This is a genomic window from Nocardioides euryhalodurans (assembly GCF_004564375.1).
Taxonomy (GTDB): domain Bacteria; phylum Actinomycetota; class Actinomycetes; order Propionibacteriales; family Nocardioidaceae; genus Nocardioides; species Nocardioides euryhalodurans.
Map to the genome: position 1 here is coordinate 312,408 of NZ_CP038267.1, position 16,223 is coordinate 328,630.

At 73.0% G+C, this 16,223-nt stretch carries 16 protein-coding genes; 11 read left to right on the forward strand and 5 right to left on the reverse strand.

The genetic code is table 11. The features are described from left to right. The first annotated feature begins 1 nt into the window (after position 1). Genes fabI through EXE57_RS01490 form a run of 4 tightly spaced genes read left to right on the forward strand, consistent with a single transcriptional unit; the run spans position 2 to position 4,284 of the window. Entirely contained in the window at positions 2-772 is a 771-nt protein-coding gene (gene fabI / locus EXE57_RS01475; RefSeq protein ID WP_135073333.1) for an enoyl-ACP reductase FabI, read from the forward strand. Positions 773-823: 51 nt separating this feature from the next. Beyond that, positions 824-2,509: a Mur ligase family protein gene (locus tag EXE57_RS01480; RefSeq protein WP_244246946.1), complete on the forward strand. Its 1,686-nt coding sequence runs from the start codon at positions 824-826 to the stop codon at positions 2,507-2,509. Next, on the forward strand, positions 2,493-3,440 hold the full coding sequence (locus EXE57_RS01485; RefSeq protein WP_135073335.1) for a serine hydrolase domain-containing protein: 948 nt from the start codon (positions 2,493-2,495) through the stop codon (positions 3,438-3,440). The genes EXE57_RS01480 and EXE57_RS01485 overlap by 17 nt, the downstream gene beginning before the upstream one ends. A 31-nt stretch (positions 3,441-3,471) precedes the next feature. Then, positions 3,472-4,284 (forward strand): alpha/beta fold hydrolase, encoded by an 813-nt coding sequence (locus tag EXE57_RS01490; protein ID WP_135073337.1) that lies wholly within the window; start codon positions 3,472-3,474, stop codon positions 4,282-4,284. Here EXE57_RS01490 and cphA read toward each other — a convergent pair. Further along, positions 4,269-7,040 carry a cyanophycin synthetase gene (cphA, locus tag EXE57_RS01495; RefSeq protein ID WP_135073339.1) on the reverse strand — a complete coding sequence of 924 codons (2,772 nt, stop codon included), beginning with the start codon at positions 7,038-7,040 and terminating at the stop codon, positions 4,269-4,271. The genes EXE57_RS01490 and cphA overlap by 16 nt on opposite strands. Next, a complete protein-coding gene (locus tag EXE57_RS01500) occupies positions 7,037-8,011 on the reverse strand; it encodes a cyanophycinase (RefSeq protein ID WP_135073341.1) in 975 nt (324 codons plus the stop codon). Before EXE57_RS01500 ends, cphA begins: the two co-directional genes overlap by 4 nt. A 33-nt stretch (positions 8,012-8,044) precedes the next feature. Between EXE57_RS01500 and EXE57_RS01505 the strand changes: the two genes are divergently transcribed. Continuing rightward, positions 8,045-8,551 carry a SixA phosphatase family protein gene (locus EXE57_RS01505; RefSeq protein WP_135073343.1) on the forward strand — a complete coding sequence of 169 codons (507 nt, stop codon included), beginning with the start codon at positions 8,045-8,047 and terminating at the stop codon, positions 8,549-8,551. 99 nt (positions 8,552-8,650) lie between these two features. Here EXE57_RS01505 and serB read toward each other — a convergent pair whose 3' ends face one another. Beyond that, a complete protein-coding gene (serB, locus tag EXE57_RS01510; RefSeq protein ID WP_135073345.1) occupies positions 8,651-9,865 on the reverse strand; it encodes a phosphoserine phosphatase SerB in 1,215 nt (404 codons plus the stop codon). Positions 9,866-9,926: 61 nt separating this feature from the next. Between serB and EXE57_RS01515 the strand changes: the two genes are divergently transcribed. Then, positions 9,927-10,283 carry a VOC family protein gene (locus EXE57_RS01515; protein WP_208542930.1) on the forward strand — a complete coding sequence of 119 codons (357 nt, stop codon included), beginning with the start codon at positions 9,927-9,929 and terminating at the stop codon, positions 10,281-10,283. On the opposite strand, the gene EXE57_RS01520 is transcribed toward EXE57_RS01515, so the two are convergent. After that, a complete protein-coding gene (locus EXE57_RS01520) occupies positions 10,284-11,012 on the reverse strand; it encodes a hypothetical protein (protein ID WP_244246947.1) in 729 nt (242 codons plus the stop codon). 57 nt (positions 11,013-11,069) lie between these two features. Between EXE57_RS01520 and EXE57_RS01525 the strand changes: the two genes are divergently transcribed. Genes EXE57_RS01525 through EXE57_RS01540 form a run of 4 tightly spaced genes read left to right on the forward strand, consistent with a single transcriptional unit; the run spans position 11,070 to position 14,328 of the window. Then, complete coding sequence (locus EXE57_RS01525; protein ID WP_135073349.1) at positions 11,070-11,870, forward strand: ABC transporter ATP-binding protein; 801 nt, start codon at positions 11,070-11,072, stop codon at positions 11,868-11,870. 40 nt (positions 11,871-11,910) lie between these two features. Further along, the gene (locus EXE57_RS01530; protein WP_135073351.1) at positions 11,911-12,372 is read left to right on the forward strand and encodes an NfeD family protein; all 462 of its coding nucleotides are present in this window, start codon (positions 11,911-11,913) and stop codon (positions 12,370-12,372) included. 25 nt (positions 12,373-12,397) lie between these two features. Beyond that, complete coding sequence (locus EXE57_RS01535) at positions 12,398-13,567, forward strand: SPFH domain-containing protein (RefSeq protein WP_135073354.1); 1,170 nt, start codon at positions 12,398-12,400, stop codon at positions 13,565-13,567. Next, a complete protein-coding gene (locus tag EXE57_RS01540; RefSeq protein WP_135073356.1) occupies positions 13,564-14,328 on the forward strand; it encodes a sulfite exporter TauE/SafE family protein in 765 nt (254 codons plus the stop codon). The genes EXE57_RS01535 and EXE57_RS01540 overlap by 4 nt, the downstream gene beginning before the upstream one ends. A 129-nt stretch (positions 14,329-14,457) precedes the next feature. On the opposite strand, the gene EXE57_RS01545 is transcribed toward EXE57_RS01540, so the two are convergent. Next, entirely contained in the window at positions 14,458-15,234 is a 777-nt protein-coding gene (locus EXE57_RS01545; RefSeq protein ID WP_135073358.1) for an SDR family NAD(P)-dependent oxidoreductase, read from the reverse strand. Between the two features lie 41 nt (positions 15,235-15,275). Here EXE57_RS01545 and EXE57_RS01550 point away from each other — a divergent pair, with 41 nt between their 5' ends. Continuing rightward, complete coding sequence (locus EXE57_RS01550) at positions 15,276-16,196, forward strand: NAD-dependent epimerase/dehydratase family protein (protein ID WP_135073360.1); 921 nt, start codon at positions 15,276-15,278, stop codon at positions 16,194-16,196. The last annotated feature ends 27 nt before the right edge of the window (positions 16,197-16,223 follow it).

Here is a 16,223-nt window from a genome sequence, read left to right on the forward strand (position 1 = left end):
CATGGGCATCCTGGACGGCAAGCGGATCCTGGTCGCGGGCGTGACCATGGACAGCTCGATCGGGTACGCGGTCGCGCGGGTGGCGCAGGAGCAGGGCGCCACCGTGCTGATCTCGAACTTCGGGCGGGCCCTCGGCATCACCCGACGGATCGCCAAGCGGCTCCCCACGGAGCCGCCGGTCCTCGAGCTCGACGTGACCGACCAGGACCACCTCGACGGCCTCGCCGACGCCGTGCGCGAGCACGTCGACGGGCTCGACGGGGTGGTCCACTCGATCGCCTACGGCAACCCGGAGACGCTGCTCGGGGGCAAGTTCCTCGAGGGGCCGTGGGAGGACGTCGCCCAGGCGGTGCAGGTCTCGGCGTACTCCCTCAAGGCGCTCGCCGTCGCGGCCCGCCCGCTGATGGGGTCGGGCGGCTCGATCGTCGGCCTGACCTTCGACGCGACCACGGCGTGGCCGGCGTACGACTGGATGGGCGTCGCGAAGGCCGGCCTCGAGTCGACCTCGCGCTACCTCGCCCGCGACCTCGGCGCCGAGGGGATCCGCTGCAACCTGGTCTCCGCCGGGCCGCTGAAGACCCTGGCCGCCAAGGCCATCCCCGGTTTCGAGGACCTCGAGTCGATGTGGAAGACCCGCGCCCCGCTCGGCTGGGACGAGGGCGACCACGACCCGACCGCGCGCGCGGTCTGCGCCCTGCTGAGCGACTTCTTCCCCGCGACCACGGGGGAGATCGTGCACGTCGACGGTGGCTTCCACGCGATGGGGGCCTGAGCGGCCGCCCACACCGACGCCGGCCCCGAGGCCTCCGCTAGCGTCACGCCCGTGACCTCACTCGTGGAGCTCCGGGTGCTGGAGGGGCCGAACCTCTACTTCCCCCGCGCGGCGATCAAGCTGACCCTCGACATCGGCGCGCTGTCCGACGTCCCCACGAGGACGGCCCAGGCGTTCGCCCGCCGCATCGGACTCGGGCAGGCGCGGCCGGGGGAGCCCGGGACCGGCTTCCGGCAGCGGTTCGCGATCCGCGCCGTGGCCCGGCTGGTGAGGGCGCTGGCGGCCGAGAGCGGGACGACGCGGCTGGCCGTACGGGTGCGTCCCACGAGCGACCCGCACCAGATCGTGGTCGCCTACCCGTGGCGGCATCGGGAGCGCGCGCAGGAGATGGGGCGCGCGGTCGCCGAGGTGATCGACGCCCTGCCGGCGACCGATGTCGACGAGCTGATGCACCGGGCGGCCGAGCGGGTCGCGGCCGCCGCGGTGGGCGAGGGGCCGCGCACCCTGACCCCGGGAGTACCGGTGGTGGCCGTGACGGGTACCAACGGCAAGACCACGACCAGCCGGATGATCGCCCACGTCGCGCGGACCAACGGCCTGGTCGTCGGGTGGTCCAACACCGACGGCATCTACGTCGACGGCGCGCTGGTCGAGGCGGGCGACTACTCCGGGCCCAGCGGGGCCGGCCGGGTGCTGGCGCACCCGGAGGTGGAGTTCGCCGTCACCGAGACCGCCCGCGGCGGCATCCTGCTCAAGGGCATCGGCCTCACCCGCAACGACGTCTCCGTCGTCACCAACGTCTCCGCCGACCACCTCGGGCTGCAGGGGATCGACACCCTCGACCAGCTCGCCGAGGTCAAGGCGGTCGTCCCGCGGATCACGCGCAAGGGCGGCTGGGCGGTGCTCAACGGCGACGACCCGCGGGTGCTGGCGATGCGTACCGTGATCAAGGCGCGTCCGTGGGTGTTCTCCCGGGACCCCGACTCCCCGGCGATCCGGGAGGTGCTCAACGAGGGTGGACGGGCGACGACGGTGATCGACGGCTGGGTCTGCGTGGTGGCGCCGAACGCCGACCCCGAGCTCGTGGTGGAGCTGGTGGACGTGCCGATGACGCTCGCCGGCCTGTCCCGCTTCAACGTCGAGAACACCCTGGCTGCCACGTCGGCGGCACTCGCGGCAGGGATCCCCCGGGAGGTCGTCGCGGCCGGCCTCAGGTCGTTCCGACCCGATGCCGAGCACAACCCCGGACGCATGAACTTCTTCAGCATCGGCGAGGTCACGGTCGTCGTCGACCTCGCCCACAACGAGGCGGGGCTCGAGGCGCTGCTCGAGGTCATGGGAGGCGTACGCCGCCCCGGCGCCCGGCTGCTCCTGGGCCTCGGCGCGGTCGGCGACCGACAGGACGACCTCATCGAGCGGCTCGGTGAGATCGGGGCGATGGGCTCGGACGTGGTGGCGATCGGCCACAAGCAGCACTACCTGCGCGGTCGCACCGTGGCGGAGCTCGACGGCCTGATGCGGGCAGGCGCCGCACGCGTCGGCGTCGAGGAGCTGGAGTCCTACCCCACCGAGGTCGCGGCCCTGGCCGCGCTGGTCGGGCAGGCGCAGCCGGGCGACGTCGTCGGGCTGATGTGCCACGCGGAGCGCGAGGACGTCTTCGCCTGGATCGCCGAGCACGACGGGACCGCCGACGACCCCGAGACGCTCGGCGGGAAGGTCCGTGCCGCGCACGGCTGAGGCGCCGGAGGCGGTGGTCGCCGCCGCGGCACCGAGCCACCGACGGCTCTCGGTCGGCGGGCTGGTCGGCGGCGAGGCGGTGACGTGGGCCGGCGATCCCTCCGGCTGCTTCCAGATCGGATCGGTGACCAAGGTGTTCACCGGCCTGCTCCTGGCGACGTACGTCGTGGACGGCACGGTCGCCCTCGACGACCCGGTCGGCGCGCTGGTCGACGACCTCTCCGGACCGGTGCGTGACGTCACTCTCGAGCAGCTGGCGACGCACACGTCCGGGCTGCCCCGGATCCCGAAGGAGCTGTGGTCGCGGGCGCTCAGCCGCCACCCGGATCCCTACGGCGACGTCGACCACGAGGCACTCGTCCGGTCCCTCGCGTCGACGAGGCTCAAGCGGCGTCGCCGACCTGCCTACTCCAACCTCGGTGCGGGTCTGCTGGGCCACGCCCTCGCGGTCAGGGCCGGAAGGCCGTACGCCGACCTGGTGCGTGAGCGTGTGTCCGACCCGCTCGGGCTGCGCAGCACCGGAGTCGATCCCGGGGACGGCCTGCCCGGTCACCGCCGCCGTGGGCGGCCCCGCACCCAGGCCTGGACCTTCGACGCCCTCGCGGGCTGTGGTGCGCTCTGGTCGACGCTGGCGGACCTGCAGCGCTTCCTGGCGGCCCAGCTCGAGCCGCCGCCGGGGCCGCTCGGTGACGCGATCCGGCTGAGCCAGCAGCCGCGGGTGCCGGGTGCCCGGATGGACCACTGCCTGGGTTGGTTGCGGTGGCACGGCAGCGACGGGGTGCTGCTGTGGCACAACGGGGGTACTGCCGGCTACCGCTCCTTCGTCGGCGTCGACCCGGACCACCGGGTGGCGGTGGTCGCCCTGACCGCGAGCGACCGCTCCGTGGACGGCCTCGGGATCCGGTTGGTGCAGGCGCTCACGCAGGGGTGATTCCCGCCTCGGGCGGGCGTACGCTGACCTCATGGCCACCCTCCGAACAGGAGGGCTCGAGCTCTTCCACGAGGTGCGCGGCACCGGCGATCCGATCCTGGGGATCCACGGCAGCCCGAGTTCGTGCGCGTTCTGGGAGGACGCCGCGGAGGCACTCGCCGCGCTGGGCACCTGTGTGGTCTACGACAGGCGCGGCTTCGGCCGGAGCGCGTGGGCGACACCACCGCTGACCGTGGACCTCGACGACCACCTCGACGACGCGGTGGCGCTGCTCGCCGAGGTCGGCGGCCCGGCGGTCGTCATCGGGCGGAGCACCGGGGGGCTGATCGCGCTGGCGCTCGCCGTGAAGCACCCACGCCTGGTGCGCGCCCTGGTGCTGCTCGAACCGGCGGTGTTCGCCATCCACGCGGAGGCGCAGGCGTGGGCCACGCAGTTGCGTGAGAACGTGCTGAGCCGCGCGGGGGACGAACCCGGGTCAGCGGCCCGGACCGTTCTCGAGCTGGCCCTGGGGCCCGGTACGTGGGAGTCCTTCCCCGGCGAGGTGCAGGAGCTCTTCGCCGCTGGTGGACCCGGGGTGCTGGCCGAGATCCGGGGTCGCGGCCTGGACCTGAGCGAGCAGCCGTGGCTGCCGAGCGCGGAGGAGCTCGCGTCCGTCAGCCAGCCCACACTGGTGCTCTCCGGGGAGAGCTCCTACCCAGCGGCCCTGGCGGTCGACGAGCAGCTGGTGTCGTCCCTGCCCGAAGCCCGGCACGAGCAGGTGCGCGGTGGGCACCTGATCGACCCTGCCCACCCGGCCGTGCTGCGCTTCGTGACCGAGGTGATCGCCGATCAGCCCTCGGACTGAGGCGCGTAGTCCGGGTCGGCGGCGGGAGCGTCAGGGCTTGCGCCGGCGCCGGCGTACGCCTGGTTGGACCAGTTCTCCAGCTCGCTCATCACCGCGGCGTGCTTGTCGACGCACACCACGCACAGGTCGCCCTTGTTGGCGCGGGCCATGGCGTGGCGGACCGCCTCGATCTCCTCGAGCACGACCTCGACCTGCTTGCAGCGGGCGCCGGCGGCGATCGCCTCCTGCACGCCCTCGCGCACCAGCTCCGCCGTGGCACCACGCTCACGGCCCCGGAGGGCCTCGTCCTCGCGCACGATGACGACGTCGAAGTGCTGGGCCGCGATCTCGCCGAGCTCGCGCATGTCGGCGTCACGCCGATCGCCCGCGGTGGCGATGATGCCGATCCGCGAGGGTCGCGCCAGCTCGTGGGAGGACGAGAGCGACTCGCCGACCCGGTCGACGAAGTCGCCGAGCATCCGCATGCCGGGTGCGTTGTGGCAGTAGTCGACGATGACGTTGACGCCGTTGACCTCGACCTCGTTGAGCCGTCCGGGGGAGAGGTAGTAGTTCGTCGAGAAGGTCCGCAGGCCCTGCCGGATGTCGTGCAGCGGGGCTCCGGCGGCGAAGGCGGCGGCCGCCGCGGCCAGGGAGTTCTGGACGTTCATCCGCGCACGGCCGTTGAACGTGGCGGGCAGCAGGTGGGTCCACGCGAGCTGCATCTCGCGCCGCCCGTGCTTGACCACGATCATCTCGCCGCGGTCGGACGGGTTGAGGACCAGCGCCTTGCCACCGCGACGGCAGTGGGCGTCGATCATGTCGCGCACCTCCGAGCCCGGCTCGGACATCGAGAACCACACGACCTCGCCGCTGCACTTGCGCCGCATCTCGCGGACCAGCGGGTCGTCGGCGTTGAGCACCGCGGAGCCCGTACGCGGGACCGCCTCGACCACGACCGCCTTGACGTCCGCGAGCTGCTCGACGGTGTCGATCCCGCGCAGCCCGAGGTGGTCGGGCTGCACGTTGAGGACGACGGCGACGTCGTTGCGCTCGTAGCCGAGGCCCTCGCGGAGGATGCCGCCGCGGGCGACCTCGAAGACCGCGAAGTCGACACGCGGGTTCTGCAGCACCATCCGTGCCGACCGCGGCCCGGACGCGTCGGCCCGGATCAGCAGCCGCTCGTCGATGACGACGCCGTCGGTCGAGGTCATGCCGACCTTGCGGCCCATGCCCTTGAAGACGTGGGAGATCATCCGGGACGTCGTGGTCTTGCCGTTGGTGCCGGTCACCGCCACGATCGGGATCCGCGAGGGGGCGCCCGGCGGGAACAGCATGTCGACGACGGGCTTGGCGATGAACTGCGGCTCGCCGATCGTCGGGTGGGTGTGCATCCGGAAGCCGGGTGCGGCGTTGACCTCGCAGATGGCGCCGCCGGTCTCGCGGACCGGCTCGGTGATGTCGGGGCAGATGAAGTCGATGCCGGCGATGTCGAGCCCGATCATCTGGGCCGCCTCCTCGGCGATCTCGACGTTCTCCGGGTGGGCCTCGAAGGTCCGGTCGATGGAGATGCCGCCCGTCGACATGTTGCCGGTGAGGGCCAGCTTGACCATCTCGCCCTCCTCCGGGACGGACGTCAGCGTGTGCCCCTGGCCGGCGAGCACCTCCTGGGCGGCCGCGTCCATCTTGATCCGGGTGAGGACCTTCTCGTGGCCCACGCCGCGGCGCGGGTCGGCGTTGGTGTCCTCGACGAGCTGCTCGACGGTCGAGGAGCCGTCGCCCACCACGTGGGCCGGCACCCGCTCGGCGATCGCGACCATCCGGCCGTCGATGATCAGGCAGCGGTAGTCCTTGCCGGTCACGAAGCTCTCGACGATGACCCAGCCGCGTCGCGACTGCTCCTCGGCGATCGGGAACGCCTCGCGCACGGCGTCCTCGTCCTGCAGGTCGAGGCAGACGCCGCGGCCGTGGTTGCCGTCGAGCGGCTTCACCACGACGGGGTAGCCGATCCGGCCGGCGACACGGACGGCCTGGTCGGCCGTACGGACCGACTCCTGCTTGGGCACGGGCAGCCCGGCGGCGCCGAGCAGCTTGGTGGTGAGGTCCTTGTCGGAGGCCACGTCGACCGCGATGGAGGACGTCTCGGAGGTCATCGTGGCGCGGATCCGCTTGGCGTGGACGCCCTGGCCGAGCTGGACGAGGGAGTGCTGGTTGAGGCGCAGCCACGGGATGTCACGCGAGACGGCCTCGTCGACGATCGCCTGCGTGGAGGGGCCGAAGGCCGTCCGCTCGGCCCGCTTGATGAACGCCTCGAGCTCGGCGTCCCAGTCGAAGTCGGGGTCGCCCTCGACGAGGTGGTTGACCAGGCGTACCGCGAGCCGCCCGGCGGCCAGGCCGACCTGCTCGTCGACGTACCCGTAGATCACGTTGTAGACGCCCGGGCGGTCCTTGACCATCCGGGTCTTGCCGCGCCGGATGTCGTGGCCGACGACCTGCTGGAGGGCGAGGGCGCAGTGCTCGGCGACGTGGCCCAGCCAGGTGCCCTCGTTGAGTCGCTCGACGAAGCCGCCGCGCCGCCCGCGCGAGCAGGAGTGCTCACGCAGCCCGGGCAGCATCTGCAGCAGGTGGTCGGTGAAGTCGGGGAGGGTGTTGGTGGGGTGCTGCTCGAGCACGCCGAGGTCGACGACCAGGTGGATCGCCTTCTCGTACGACCAGACGTTGGCGCCGCGGTAGACCCGGGTCTCGAGGATCGTGAGGTCGGGAGTGGGACGTTCGGTCATCGGTCGTCTCCGTCCTGTCGGTGGGGCTGAAGCCTGGACCTGGTGCGGGCGAGGCGTCGGCGAAGCGCCGCCGGGGAGGCGTCGCCGGCCGCGATGTCACGGGCCATCTGGCGCATGTCGTGCTGGGCCTCGGCCAGCTCGGCCTCGTCCTCGGGGTCGACCGCCCACTGCTGCGGCAGCAGCTCGCGGGCCGTGAGGTCGTACGTCGCCCCCTCGGGCAGCACGTGCAGCGTGACGCCGCTGGCCAGCAGCGGGCTGGAGCGCTGGGCCTCGTAGGCGTTGGTGACCATGCGGGCGGGGTCGAAGATCGTGACCGAGCCGCGACCGCTGACCCTGAGCAGCTGCCGGCCGTCGCTCTCGGTCACCACCGCAGCGGTGTCCTCGTCGACGCCGATCCCGAGCAGCTGCGGCGACTGGGCGACGATCATCAGCAGGCGTCCGTAGCGGTTGCGCTGGTCGAAGTGCTGGTCGATCACGGCCGACTCGAGCAGCCCCAGACCCGCGGCGACCTGGGTCATCCGCTGCTTGGGCGTGGCGCCCGGGCCGCCGAAGGCGACCATGTGGGAGGACTGGATGCTGGCCCCGGCGGAGGTGCCGGCGACGACCACGCCGTCGCGGTGGGCCTCGTGGATCGCCTCGCCCAGCGGGGTGCCGCTGATGATCGAGGACAGCTTGAGCTGGTTGCCGCCGGTCATGAAGATGCCGGTGGCGCCGTGCAGGCGGGCGACGAGGTCGGCGTCGTGGGCGTCCTCGCGCGACTCGGGACGGACGGGCACGACCTCGGCGGCCCCGAGCTTGCGGAAGACGGCGTCGTAGACCTCCACGACGGCGTCGCCGAGGGACGACGCGGTCGGGATGACGGCGATCCTGGCCTCCGCTCCGCCGCTCGCGTCGACGAACTCCCGCAGGATCGTGGGCCGACGCAGCTTGTCCTCGGCGCCACCGATGATCATGAGAGGTCCGGGAGGCATGACAGGGAGGCTAGCGGCTGCCACAGTGGGCGCGTGCAGCCGCGTCGACTCCTCGTGATCCGCCACGCCCGGGCCGGCCAGTCGGGCACCACCGATGCCGAGCGGCCCCTCGCCGACGAGGGGGTCCGTGACGCCGAGTCCGCCGGCACCTGGCTCGCCGGGCAGGGCCTCCGCCCCGACCACGCGCTCGTCTCCGCGGCGACCCGGGCGGCCCAGACCTGGGACGCGCTCGCCCGCGGCGCGGGCTGGGAGCTGGCGCCCGACCTGTCGCGGGCCCTCTACACCGCCGAGCCGGAGACCGCGCTCGACCTCGTGCGCGAGGTGCCCGAGGAGGTGGTCACGGTCGCGGTGGTGGGCCACAACCCGACCATGGGGTCGATGGCGCAGCTCCTCGACGACGGTGACGGCGACCCCGACGCCACGAACGACCTGGTCGCCTCGGGTTTCCCCGCGGGCGCCGTCGCGGTCTTCGAGCTGGACGGGGCGTGGGGGGACCTGGCGTGGGCCGGTGCCCGGCTGGTGGGCTACCGCGGCCCCTGACCGGTCAGCCCCTGGTGGCCATCAAGCGGCTGACCGGCGCCGTGGCCTGCAGGCGTGACCGGTCGGCGGGGTGATGGCGTGCGGAAGTGCCCGGCGAGCTCAGAGCGGGGGAGCCGGGGTGGTGAAGCCTGCCTCCTCGTCGGCGGCCTCGATCTCCTCGCGGGAGATCCCGAGGAGGTACATGATCGCGTCGAGGTACGGGACGTTGACCGAGGTGTCCGCCGCTTCCTGGACGACCTGCTTGGCGTTGTAGGCGATGCCGAGTCCGGCCGCGGCGAGCATGTCGAGGTCGTTGGCGCCGTCGCCGATCGCGATCACGGCCTCGGCCGGTACGCCGACGGCGTCGGCGAAGCGGCGCAGGGCGGTCGCCTTGCCCGCCCGGTCGACCACGTCGCCCACGATGCGGCCGGTGAGCCGGCCGTCGACGATCTCGAGCTCGTTGGCGTGGGAGTAGTGGATGCCCAGCGCCTCGGCCAGCCGGTCGGTGATCTGCGAGAAGCCCCCCGACACCAGCGCGAAGCGGTAGCCGAGGCGACGCAGCACCCGGACCATGGTCCGCGCCCCGGGGGCGAGCACGAGGTCGTCGTACACCTGGTCGAGGGCGGTGGCCGGCACTCCCTCGAGGAGCGCGACCCGCGACCGCAGCGACTCCTCGAAGTCGAGCTCGCCCGCCATCGCCTGCTCGGTGACCCGGGCCACCTCCTCGGCCTGCCCGGCGTGCTCGGCGAGCATCTCGATGACCTCGCCCTGCACGAGCGTGGAGTCGACGTCGAGCACGATCAACCGCATCCCGCGTCGCATCAGGTTCGCGGGCTGGACGGCCACGTCGATGCCCTGGGTGGCCGCCTCGGCCGCGAGCAGGGCCCGGAGCCGGTCGGGGTCGGCACCCGAGACGTGCAGGTCGATGGCGGTGACCGGGTAGCGGGCCATCCGCTCGATGCGGTCGATGTTGGCGCCGCTGTCGGCGATCCGGCCCGCCACGGCTGCCATGTGGCCCGCCTTGAGGGGGGTGCCGATCACGGTCACGTGCGATCGCCCCTGCGAGCGGGCCAGGTTGTCACCGACGCCGCGGTCGACGTCGACCCCCATGTCGAGGGCGGCCGCGGTCTCCTCGACCGCGGCGCGCAGCTTCTTCCAGTCGCGCGGCGCGCGGACCAGGACGCCGAGGATCAGCCGGCGGCGCAGCACGATCTGCTCGATGTCGAGGACCTCGACGCCGGCGCCACTGAGGGTGGTGAAGATCGCGGACGTCACACCGGGCCGGTCCTTGCCGCTCAGCGTGATGAGGAGGGTCTTCGGGGCTTCGTGGTCCATCGCGGGACGAGGCTAGCGCCGTCGGGGTCGGCTGTGGGCGGTGGCTCGTAGCGTGGCCCGCATGAGCCACCTCCACCACACCATCGACTACGTCGAGCTGGCCGTCTCCGACCTGCCCGCGACCCGTGCCTTCTACTCCTCGGCCTTCGGCTGGGAGTTCAACGACTACGGCGACACCTACGCCGGCATCCGCTCCGCGGACGGCACCGGGGAGGTCGGCGGGCTCAACGCCACAGCGACCCCGGCCCGGGGCGGACCGCTGGTCCTGCTCTGGTCCGCCGACCTCGACGCGACGGTCCGCGCCGTCGAGGCGGCGGGTGGCGAGGTCGTCGCCGGACCCTACGAGTTCCCGGGCGGCCGTCGCTTCCACTTCCTCGACCCCAGCGGCAACGAGCTGGGCGTCTGGGCCGACGCCTGATCAGCCCGGCGGCCACACCTCGGGGGAGCACGCCGCGACCAGGGCGCGGCGCGAGGCACGCTCGAGGGGGTCCAGCGCCGCCCGCCGCCGGGCGATCTCGCCGACCGACACCGCGGCCCCGTCGTCCGCGAGCGCCACGTCGACGATCGCCGCCGCTGACAGGGCACGGCCGGCCAGCTCGACGCAGCGGGCGGGGGTGCCCTCGGGTGCGGGGAGCGGCTCGCGCCGGTCCGGGCCCATGAGCAGGTCCGCGGCCTCCGGGCGCCAGCGGGCGACGTCGAGCGCTGCCAGGTCGTTCGCCGTCTCGATGATCGCTCGCCGGAGCGCCCGGTCGGTCTCGCCCACGTCGGGCAGCTGCCGCCGCGCAGCAGGGAGCAGCCGCCACGTCACGACCTCGGTCCCGACGTCCGGGACGAGCGCGAGCCCGGCGGCGGGCGCCACCACCGCCTCGCCGTGCTCGAGCGCGAGGTCGTTGAGCTCCCGTGGTCCTCCGAGCCCCAGCGGGTCTCCCTCGACCGGCAGCGCCAGCCCGCAGTCTGTCGCGCCCGCGGCCCGGAGCCGGCCGAGCAGCTCGACCAGCGGCTCGCCACCCGGTCCGCAGTGCAGACGGCCGTCGGCGGCGACCGCGTCGAGGGCCAGGTCGGTGACGGTCCGCCCGCGCAGCCACGCGGTCGCCCACCACGCGACCCTGCCCGACACGGGCAGCGTGTGCAGGTCGGAGTCGCTCACGGCGCGCGACGATACGCGCCGCCGGGTAGCGGGGGAGCGGTGGATAGGGTGACCGCCATGGTCGCTGTCGTGGAGTTCGCGGGCGTGACGGTGCGCCGGGGCGGTGCCACCCTGCTCGACTCCGTCGACTGGGAGGTCGCCGAGGACCAGCGCTGGGTGGTGCTGGGCCCCAACGGAGCCGGCAAGACCACGCTGCTGCAGGTCGCCTCCGCCCAGCTGCACCCGACCGTGGGGGTCGCGGGCATCCTCGACGAGGTGCTCGGCACCGTCGACGTGTTCGAGCTGCGGCCCCGGATCGGGCTCACGAGCGCCGCGCTCGCCGAGCGGATCCCGCGCGACGAACGTGTCCACGACGTGGTGGTCTCGGCGTCCTACGGCGTCGTCGGCCGCTGGCGCGAGGCCTACGACGAGCTCGACCACGAGCGCGCCGACGAGCTCCTGGTCGAGGTCGGCGTACGCCATCTCGCGGAGCGCACGTTCGGCACCCTCAGCGAGGGGGAGCGCAAGCGGGTGCAGGTGGCGCGCGCGCTGATGACGGACCCGGAGCTGCTGCTCCTCGACGAGCCGGCAGCGGGCCTGGACCTCGGCGGTCGCGAGGACCTCGTCAACACGCTCTCGGTCCTGGCCGACGACCCGGCCTCGCCCGCCACGGTGCTGGTGTCCCACCACGTCGAGGAGATCCCCCCGGGGTTCACCCACGCGATGCTGCTGCGGGAAGGGCGCGTCGTCGCGTCCGGTCCGATGGAGGAGGTCGTGACCGAGGAGGCGCTCAGCGACACCTTCGGCATGCCCCTGGGCCTGTCCTCGGAGGACGGCCGCTTCAGCGCCCGGCGGCGGACGCCGCGGCGCGCACTCTGAACCAGCCGTGGGATCGGGTGCCGCCGGATAGGGTTGCGGCATGGACTGGATCCGCGAACACATGACGGAGTCGTGGCTCGCGCTGGCCATCGTGCTCGGTGTTGCGGAGATGTTCTCCCTGGACCTGGTCCTGATCATGCTCGCCACCGGCGCGCTCGGCGGGATGGTGGCCTCGTTCTTCACGGACTCGTTCGCGATCGCCGCGGTGGTCGCCCTGATCACCTCGGTCGGGATGCTCGCCGTGGTGAGGCCCGGCCTCGCCCGCAAGCTCGACCACGGGCCAGAGCTGCGCCTGGGGCACCGCAAGCTGGTCGGGACGCAGGGGATCGTGACCGAGACCGTCACCTCGCTGACGCCGGGCCGGGTCCGGCTCTCGGGCGAGCTCTGGAGCGCCCAGCCCTACGACGAGACGCTCACCATCGAGTCGGGTGAGACCGTGGAGGTGTTCGAGATCCGCGGCGCCACCGCGTACGTCCACCCCGTCCCACGCCTGGAACCATGACCGCCATCCACTCGGAGGAGATCTGATGCCCACCTTGCTCATCGTGTTGGCGCTGCTCGCGGTGTTCGCCATCGTGATGCTGGCCAAGACCGTGAAGATCATCCCGCAGGCGCGGGCCGGCATCGTCGAGCGGTTCGGGAAGTACCAGCAGACCCTCGACGCGGGCCTCAAGATCATCGTCCCCTTCATCGACAAGGTCCGTTACCTCATCGACCTGCGTGAGCAGGTGGTCAGCTTCCCGCCGCAGCCGGTCATCACCGAGGACAACCTCGTGGTGTCGATCGACACCGTCATCTACTTCCAGGTGACCGACCCGGTCGCGGCGACGTACGAGATCGCCAACTACATCCAGGCCGTCGAGCAGCTCACCATGACCACCCTGCGCAACATCGTGGGTGGCATGGACCTCGAGCAGACCCTGACCAGCCGCGAGGAGATCAACACCGGGCTGCGTGGCGTCCTCGACGAGGCCACCGGCAAGTGGGGCATCCGCGTCAACCGCGTGGAGATCAAGGGGATCGACCCGCCGCCCTCGATCAAGGACTCGATGGAGAAGCAGATGCGCGCCGACCGCGACAAGCGGGCGCTGATCCTCACCGCCGAGGGCCAGCGGCAGTCGGCCATCCTCACGGCCGAGGGCTCCAAGCAGTCCGCCATCCTCAACGCCGAGGGCGACCGGGAGTCGCAGATCCTGCGCGCGCAGGCGGACCGCGAGTCCCAGATCCTGCGCGCCCAGGGTGAGGGGCAGGCGATCCAGACCGTCTTCCAGGCGATCCACGACGGGCAGCCGGACCAGAAGCTGCTGGCCTACCAGTACCTCCAGATGATGCCCAAGATCGCCGAGGGCGAGGCCAACAAGGTGTGGGTCATCCCCTCCGAGATCACCAAGGCGCTGGAGGGCCTCGGCTCCTCGATCCACGAGGTCGCCGGGATCCCGCAGGACGCGACGCCCCGCAAGCGTGTCGACATGGGGCCGAGCGAGCCGCAGCTGGCCGGAACCGCCGGTGACAAGGAGCTCAGCGGCGCCAACAAGGCGGTCCAGGAGGCCATCGAGGCGGCGGCCAAGGCCGCCAACCCCGGTGCCGAGCGGAAGGCGTCGCCCGTCCCCGAGCCTGACCCGCTGACCGACGACCTGCCCGACGACGCACCCCCGCCGCAGGGCCCGCCGTCGCCGGGGGCGCCTCCGACCGCGTGACCTGGTTCGAGGTCGTCGCGATCCTGCTCGCCGGGGTCGCGGCCGGAACCATCAACACCGTGGTGGGGTCGGGAACGCTGATCACGTTCCCGACCCTCCTCGCGTTCGGTGTCCCGCCGGTGACGGCCAACGTCTCCAACACGATCGGCCTGGTGCCGGGCTCGGTCTCCGGTGCGATCGGCTACCGCAGGGAGCTGGCCGGGCAGCGGAGCCGGTTGCTGCGGCTCGCCTCGGCCTCCCTCCTGGGAGGTACGGCGGGCGCTGTCCTGCTCCTCGTGCTGCCCTCGGCGGCGTTCGACGCGATCGTGCCCGCACTGATCGGCCTGGGTCTCGTGCTCGTCGTGACCGGCCCCTGGATCTCGCGCCGGGTCGCGGCCCGTGCCGAGAGCCGCGGCGGGCTGCCCGAGCACGGCGCGTGGTGGGTCTGGCCGGCCGTCGCCCTCGCCGGGGTCTACGGCGGCTACTTCGGCGCCGCCCAGGGCGTGCTGCTCGTCGCGATCCTGGGCATCGGCGTCGCCGACTCGCTGCAGCGGCACAACGCGACCAAGAACGTGCTCGCCGGGCTGGTCAACGCCATCGCAGCCGCCGTGTTCATCGTCGTCGCCCACGTCGACTGGGCGGTCGCCGGGCTGATCGCCGCCGGGTCGATCGTGGGCGGTCAGATCGGCGCCAGCGTGGGGCGCCGGCTGCCCCCGCTCGTGCTGCGGGGTGTGATCGTGGTGGTCGGCGTGGTCGCGCTGGTCGTGCTGCTGGCGGACTGAGGGGGCCTGAGGGCTTTCCCCGGCCGGGGAAACCGGGGGTTCGTGACGGTTGTCTCCGTCACCGACCCCGAGACTCGCGGACGAACCCGGGGCCGTCGCACCCGCACCGGCGATCGGCGCGACGAGTCGTCAGCTGCGCAGGTACGACGCCCCGTTGACGTCGATGATCGTGCCGGAGGCGAACCGGGCGGCGGGCGAGGCCAGCCAGACGACCGCGGCGGCCACCTCCTCGGGCTCCGCGATCCGGCCGAAGGGCGACTGGGCCCGGACCGCGTCGCCGCTGTCGCCCTCCAGCACCTCGCGCGCCATCTCGGTCTGCACGAAGCCGGGGGCGACCGTGCCCACGGAGATGCCGTACGGGGCGAGGACGAGCGCCATCGACTGGCCGAAGGCGTTCATCCCCGCCTTCGACGCGGCGTACGCCGGGTTGTGCGGCTCGCCCCGGAAGGCGCCCCGGCTCGACACGTTGACCACCGCTCCGCCGCCAGCCGCGCGCAGGTGCGGGATCGCGCAGAAGGTGGCGTTGGCGGCGCCGGTGAGGTTGGTGGCGAGCGTGCGCGACCACGCCTCCTGCCACGCGTCGTACGAGGTGGTGAGCGGTGGGTGGGCCAGGAAGACGCCGGCGTTGTTGACCAGCACGTCGAGCCCCCCGAGCAGGTCGGCCGCCTCCTCGACGCAGGACCGGACCGCCGCCGGGTCTGCCAGGTCTGCCTGCACGGTGACGTGGCCGTCACCGGGCAGCGCCGCGCGGACCGAGGCCGCCCGGTCGGCGGAGACGCCGTAGTGCACCGCGACCCGGTCGCCCTGGGCGGCGAAGGCGCGGGCGACGGCGGCGCCGATGCCGCGGGAGCCCCCGGTGACGAGGACGGCACGACGGGGCTGGTCGGTGGGGGAGTCGTTGCTCATGCCGCCATCCTGCCGGTTGTTGCCCGTGCAAGGCTTGCGCCATGAGCAGCTCTCCAGCGGACCGGGCGCCGGTCGTCGTGGTGACCGGGGCCAACGGGTTCGTCGGGGCGCGCACATGTGCGGCGCTGGTCGAGCGCGGTGTGGTGGTGCGTGCTGTCGTACGACGTGCGGGCACGGCCCCGGCCCTCGCCGGTGTCGAGGAGCGTGTCGGCGACTTCACCGACCCGGACGTCGCCGCCGACGTGGTCGCCGGGGCCCACGCGGTCATCACCACGGTGCACCCGATGGGCAGCGACCGGTCGACCCAGCACGCGATCGGCGTCGAGGGCACCGTGCGCCTCGCCCGGGCGGCGGCGGACGCGGGGGTGGCGCGCTTCGTGCACGTCTCGACGGCCGCCGTCTACGACCGAACGCCGGGCACCGGCGACGTGGACGAGTCGTCGCCGCTGGTGGCCGACGAGACCAGTGCCTACGCCGTGACCAAGCGCGACGCCGACCTCGCGCTGGCCGACGTCGAGGGGATGACCCGCGTGCTGGTCCGGCCGCCGGCGATCCTCGGGGCCGGGGAGACATCCGTGTGGAACACGCTGCGCCCCGCGGCGATCCGCGAGGAGGAGCAGGCCCGCCACGCCGTTCCGGGCGGTTCGTTCAACTGGGTGCACGTCGACGACCTCGCCGACTTCCTGGCCGACCTCGCCTGCGGCCGGATCATGCTGTCGACCGACGCGGACACCGGCCCGGTCGAGGGCGAGTGCACGCCGGTCGACCTCGTGGCCGGGACCGCCACCCAGCGCGACTACTACGAGACCGTCACCGGTGCCGTCGGCGTCGAGCCGGTCTGGGACGACGCTCCCGCCTGGACCGGCCGGATCACGGGTGACCGCGCCCGGACCTGGGGCTGGGCCCCGGCCGTCGACCTCGACGTCGCGCTGGCCGAGGTCCGCGAGGGCCTGCAGGGCTGACCGCCGGGCCTTTCGGACGATGCGTGC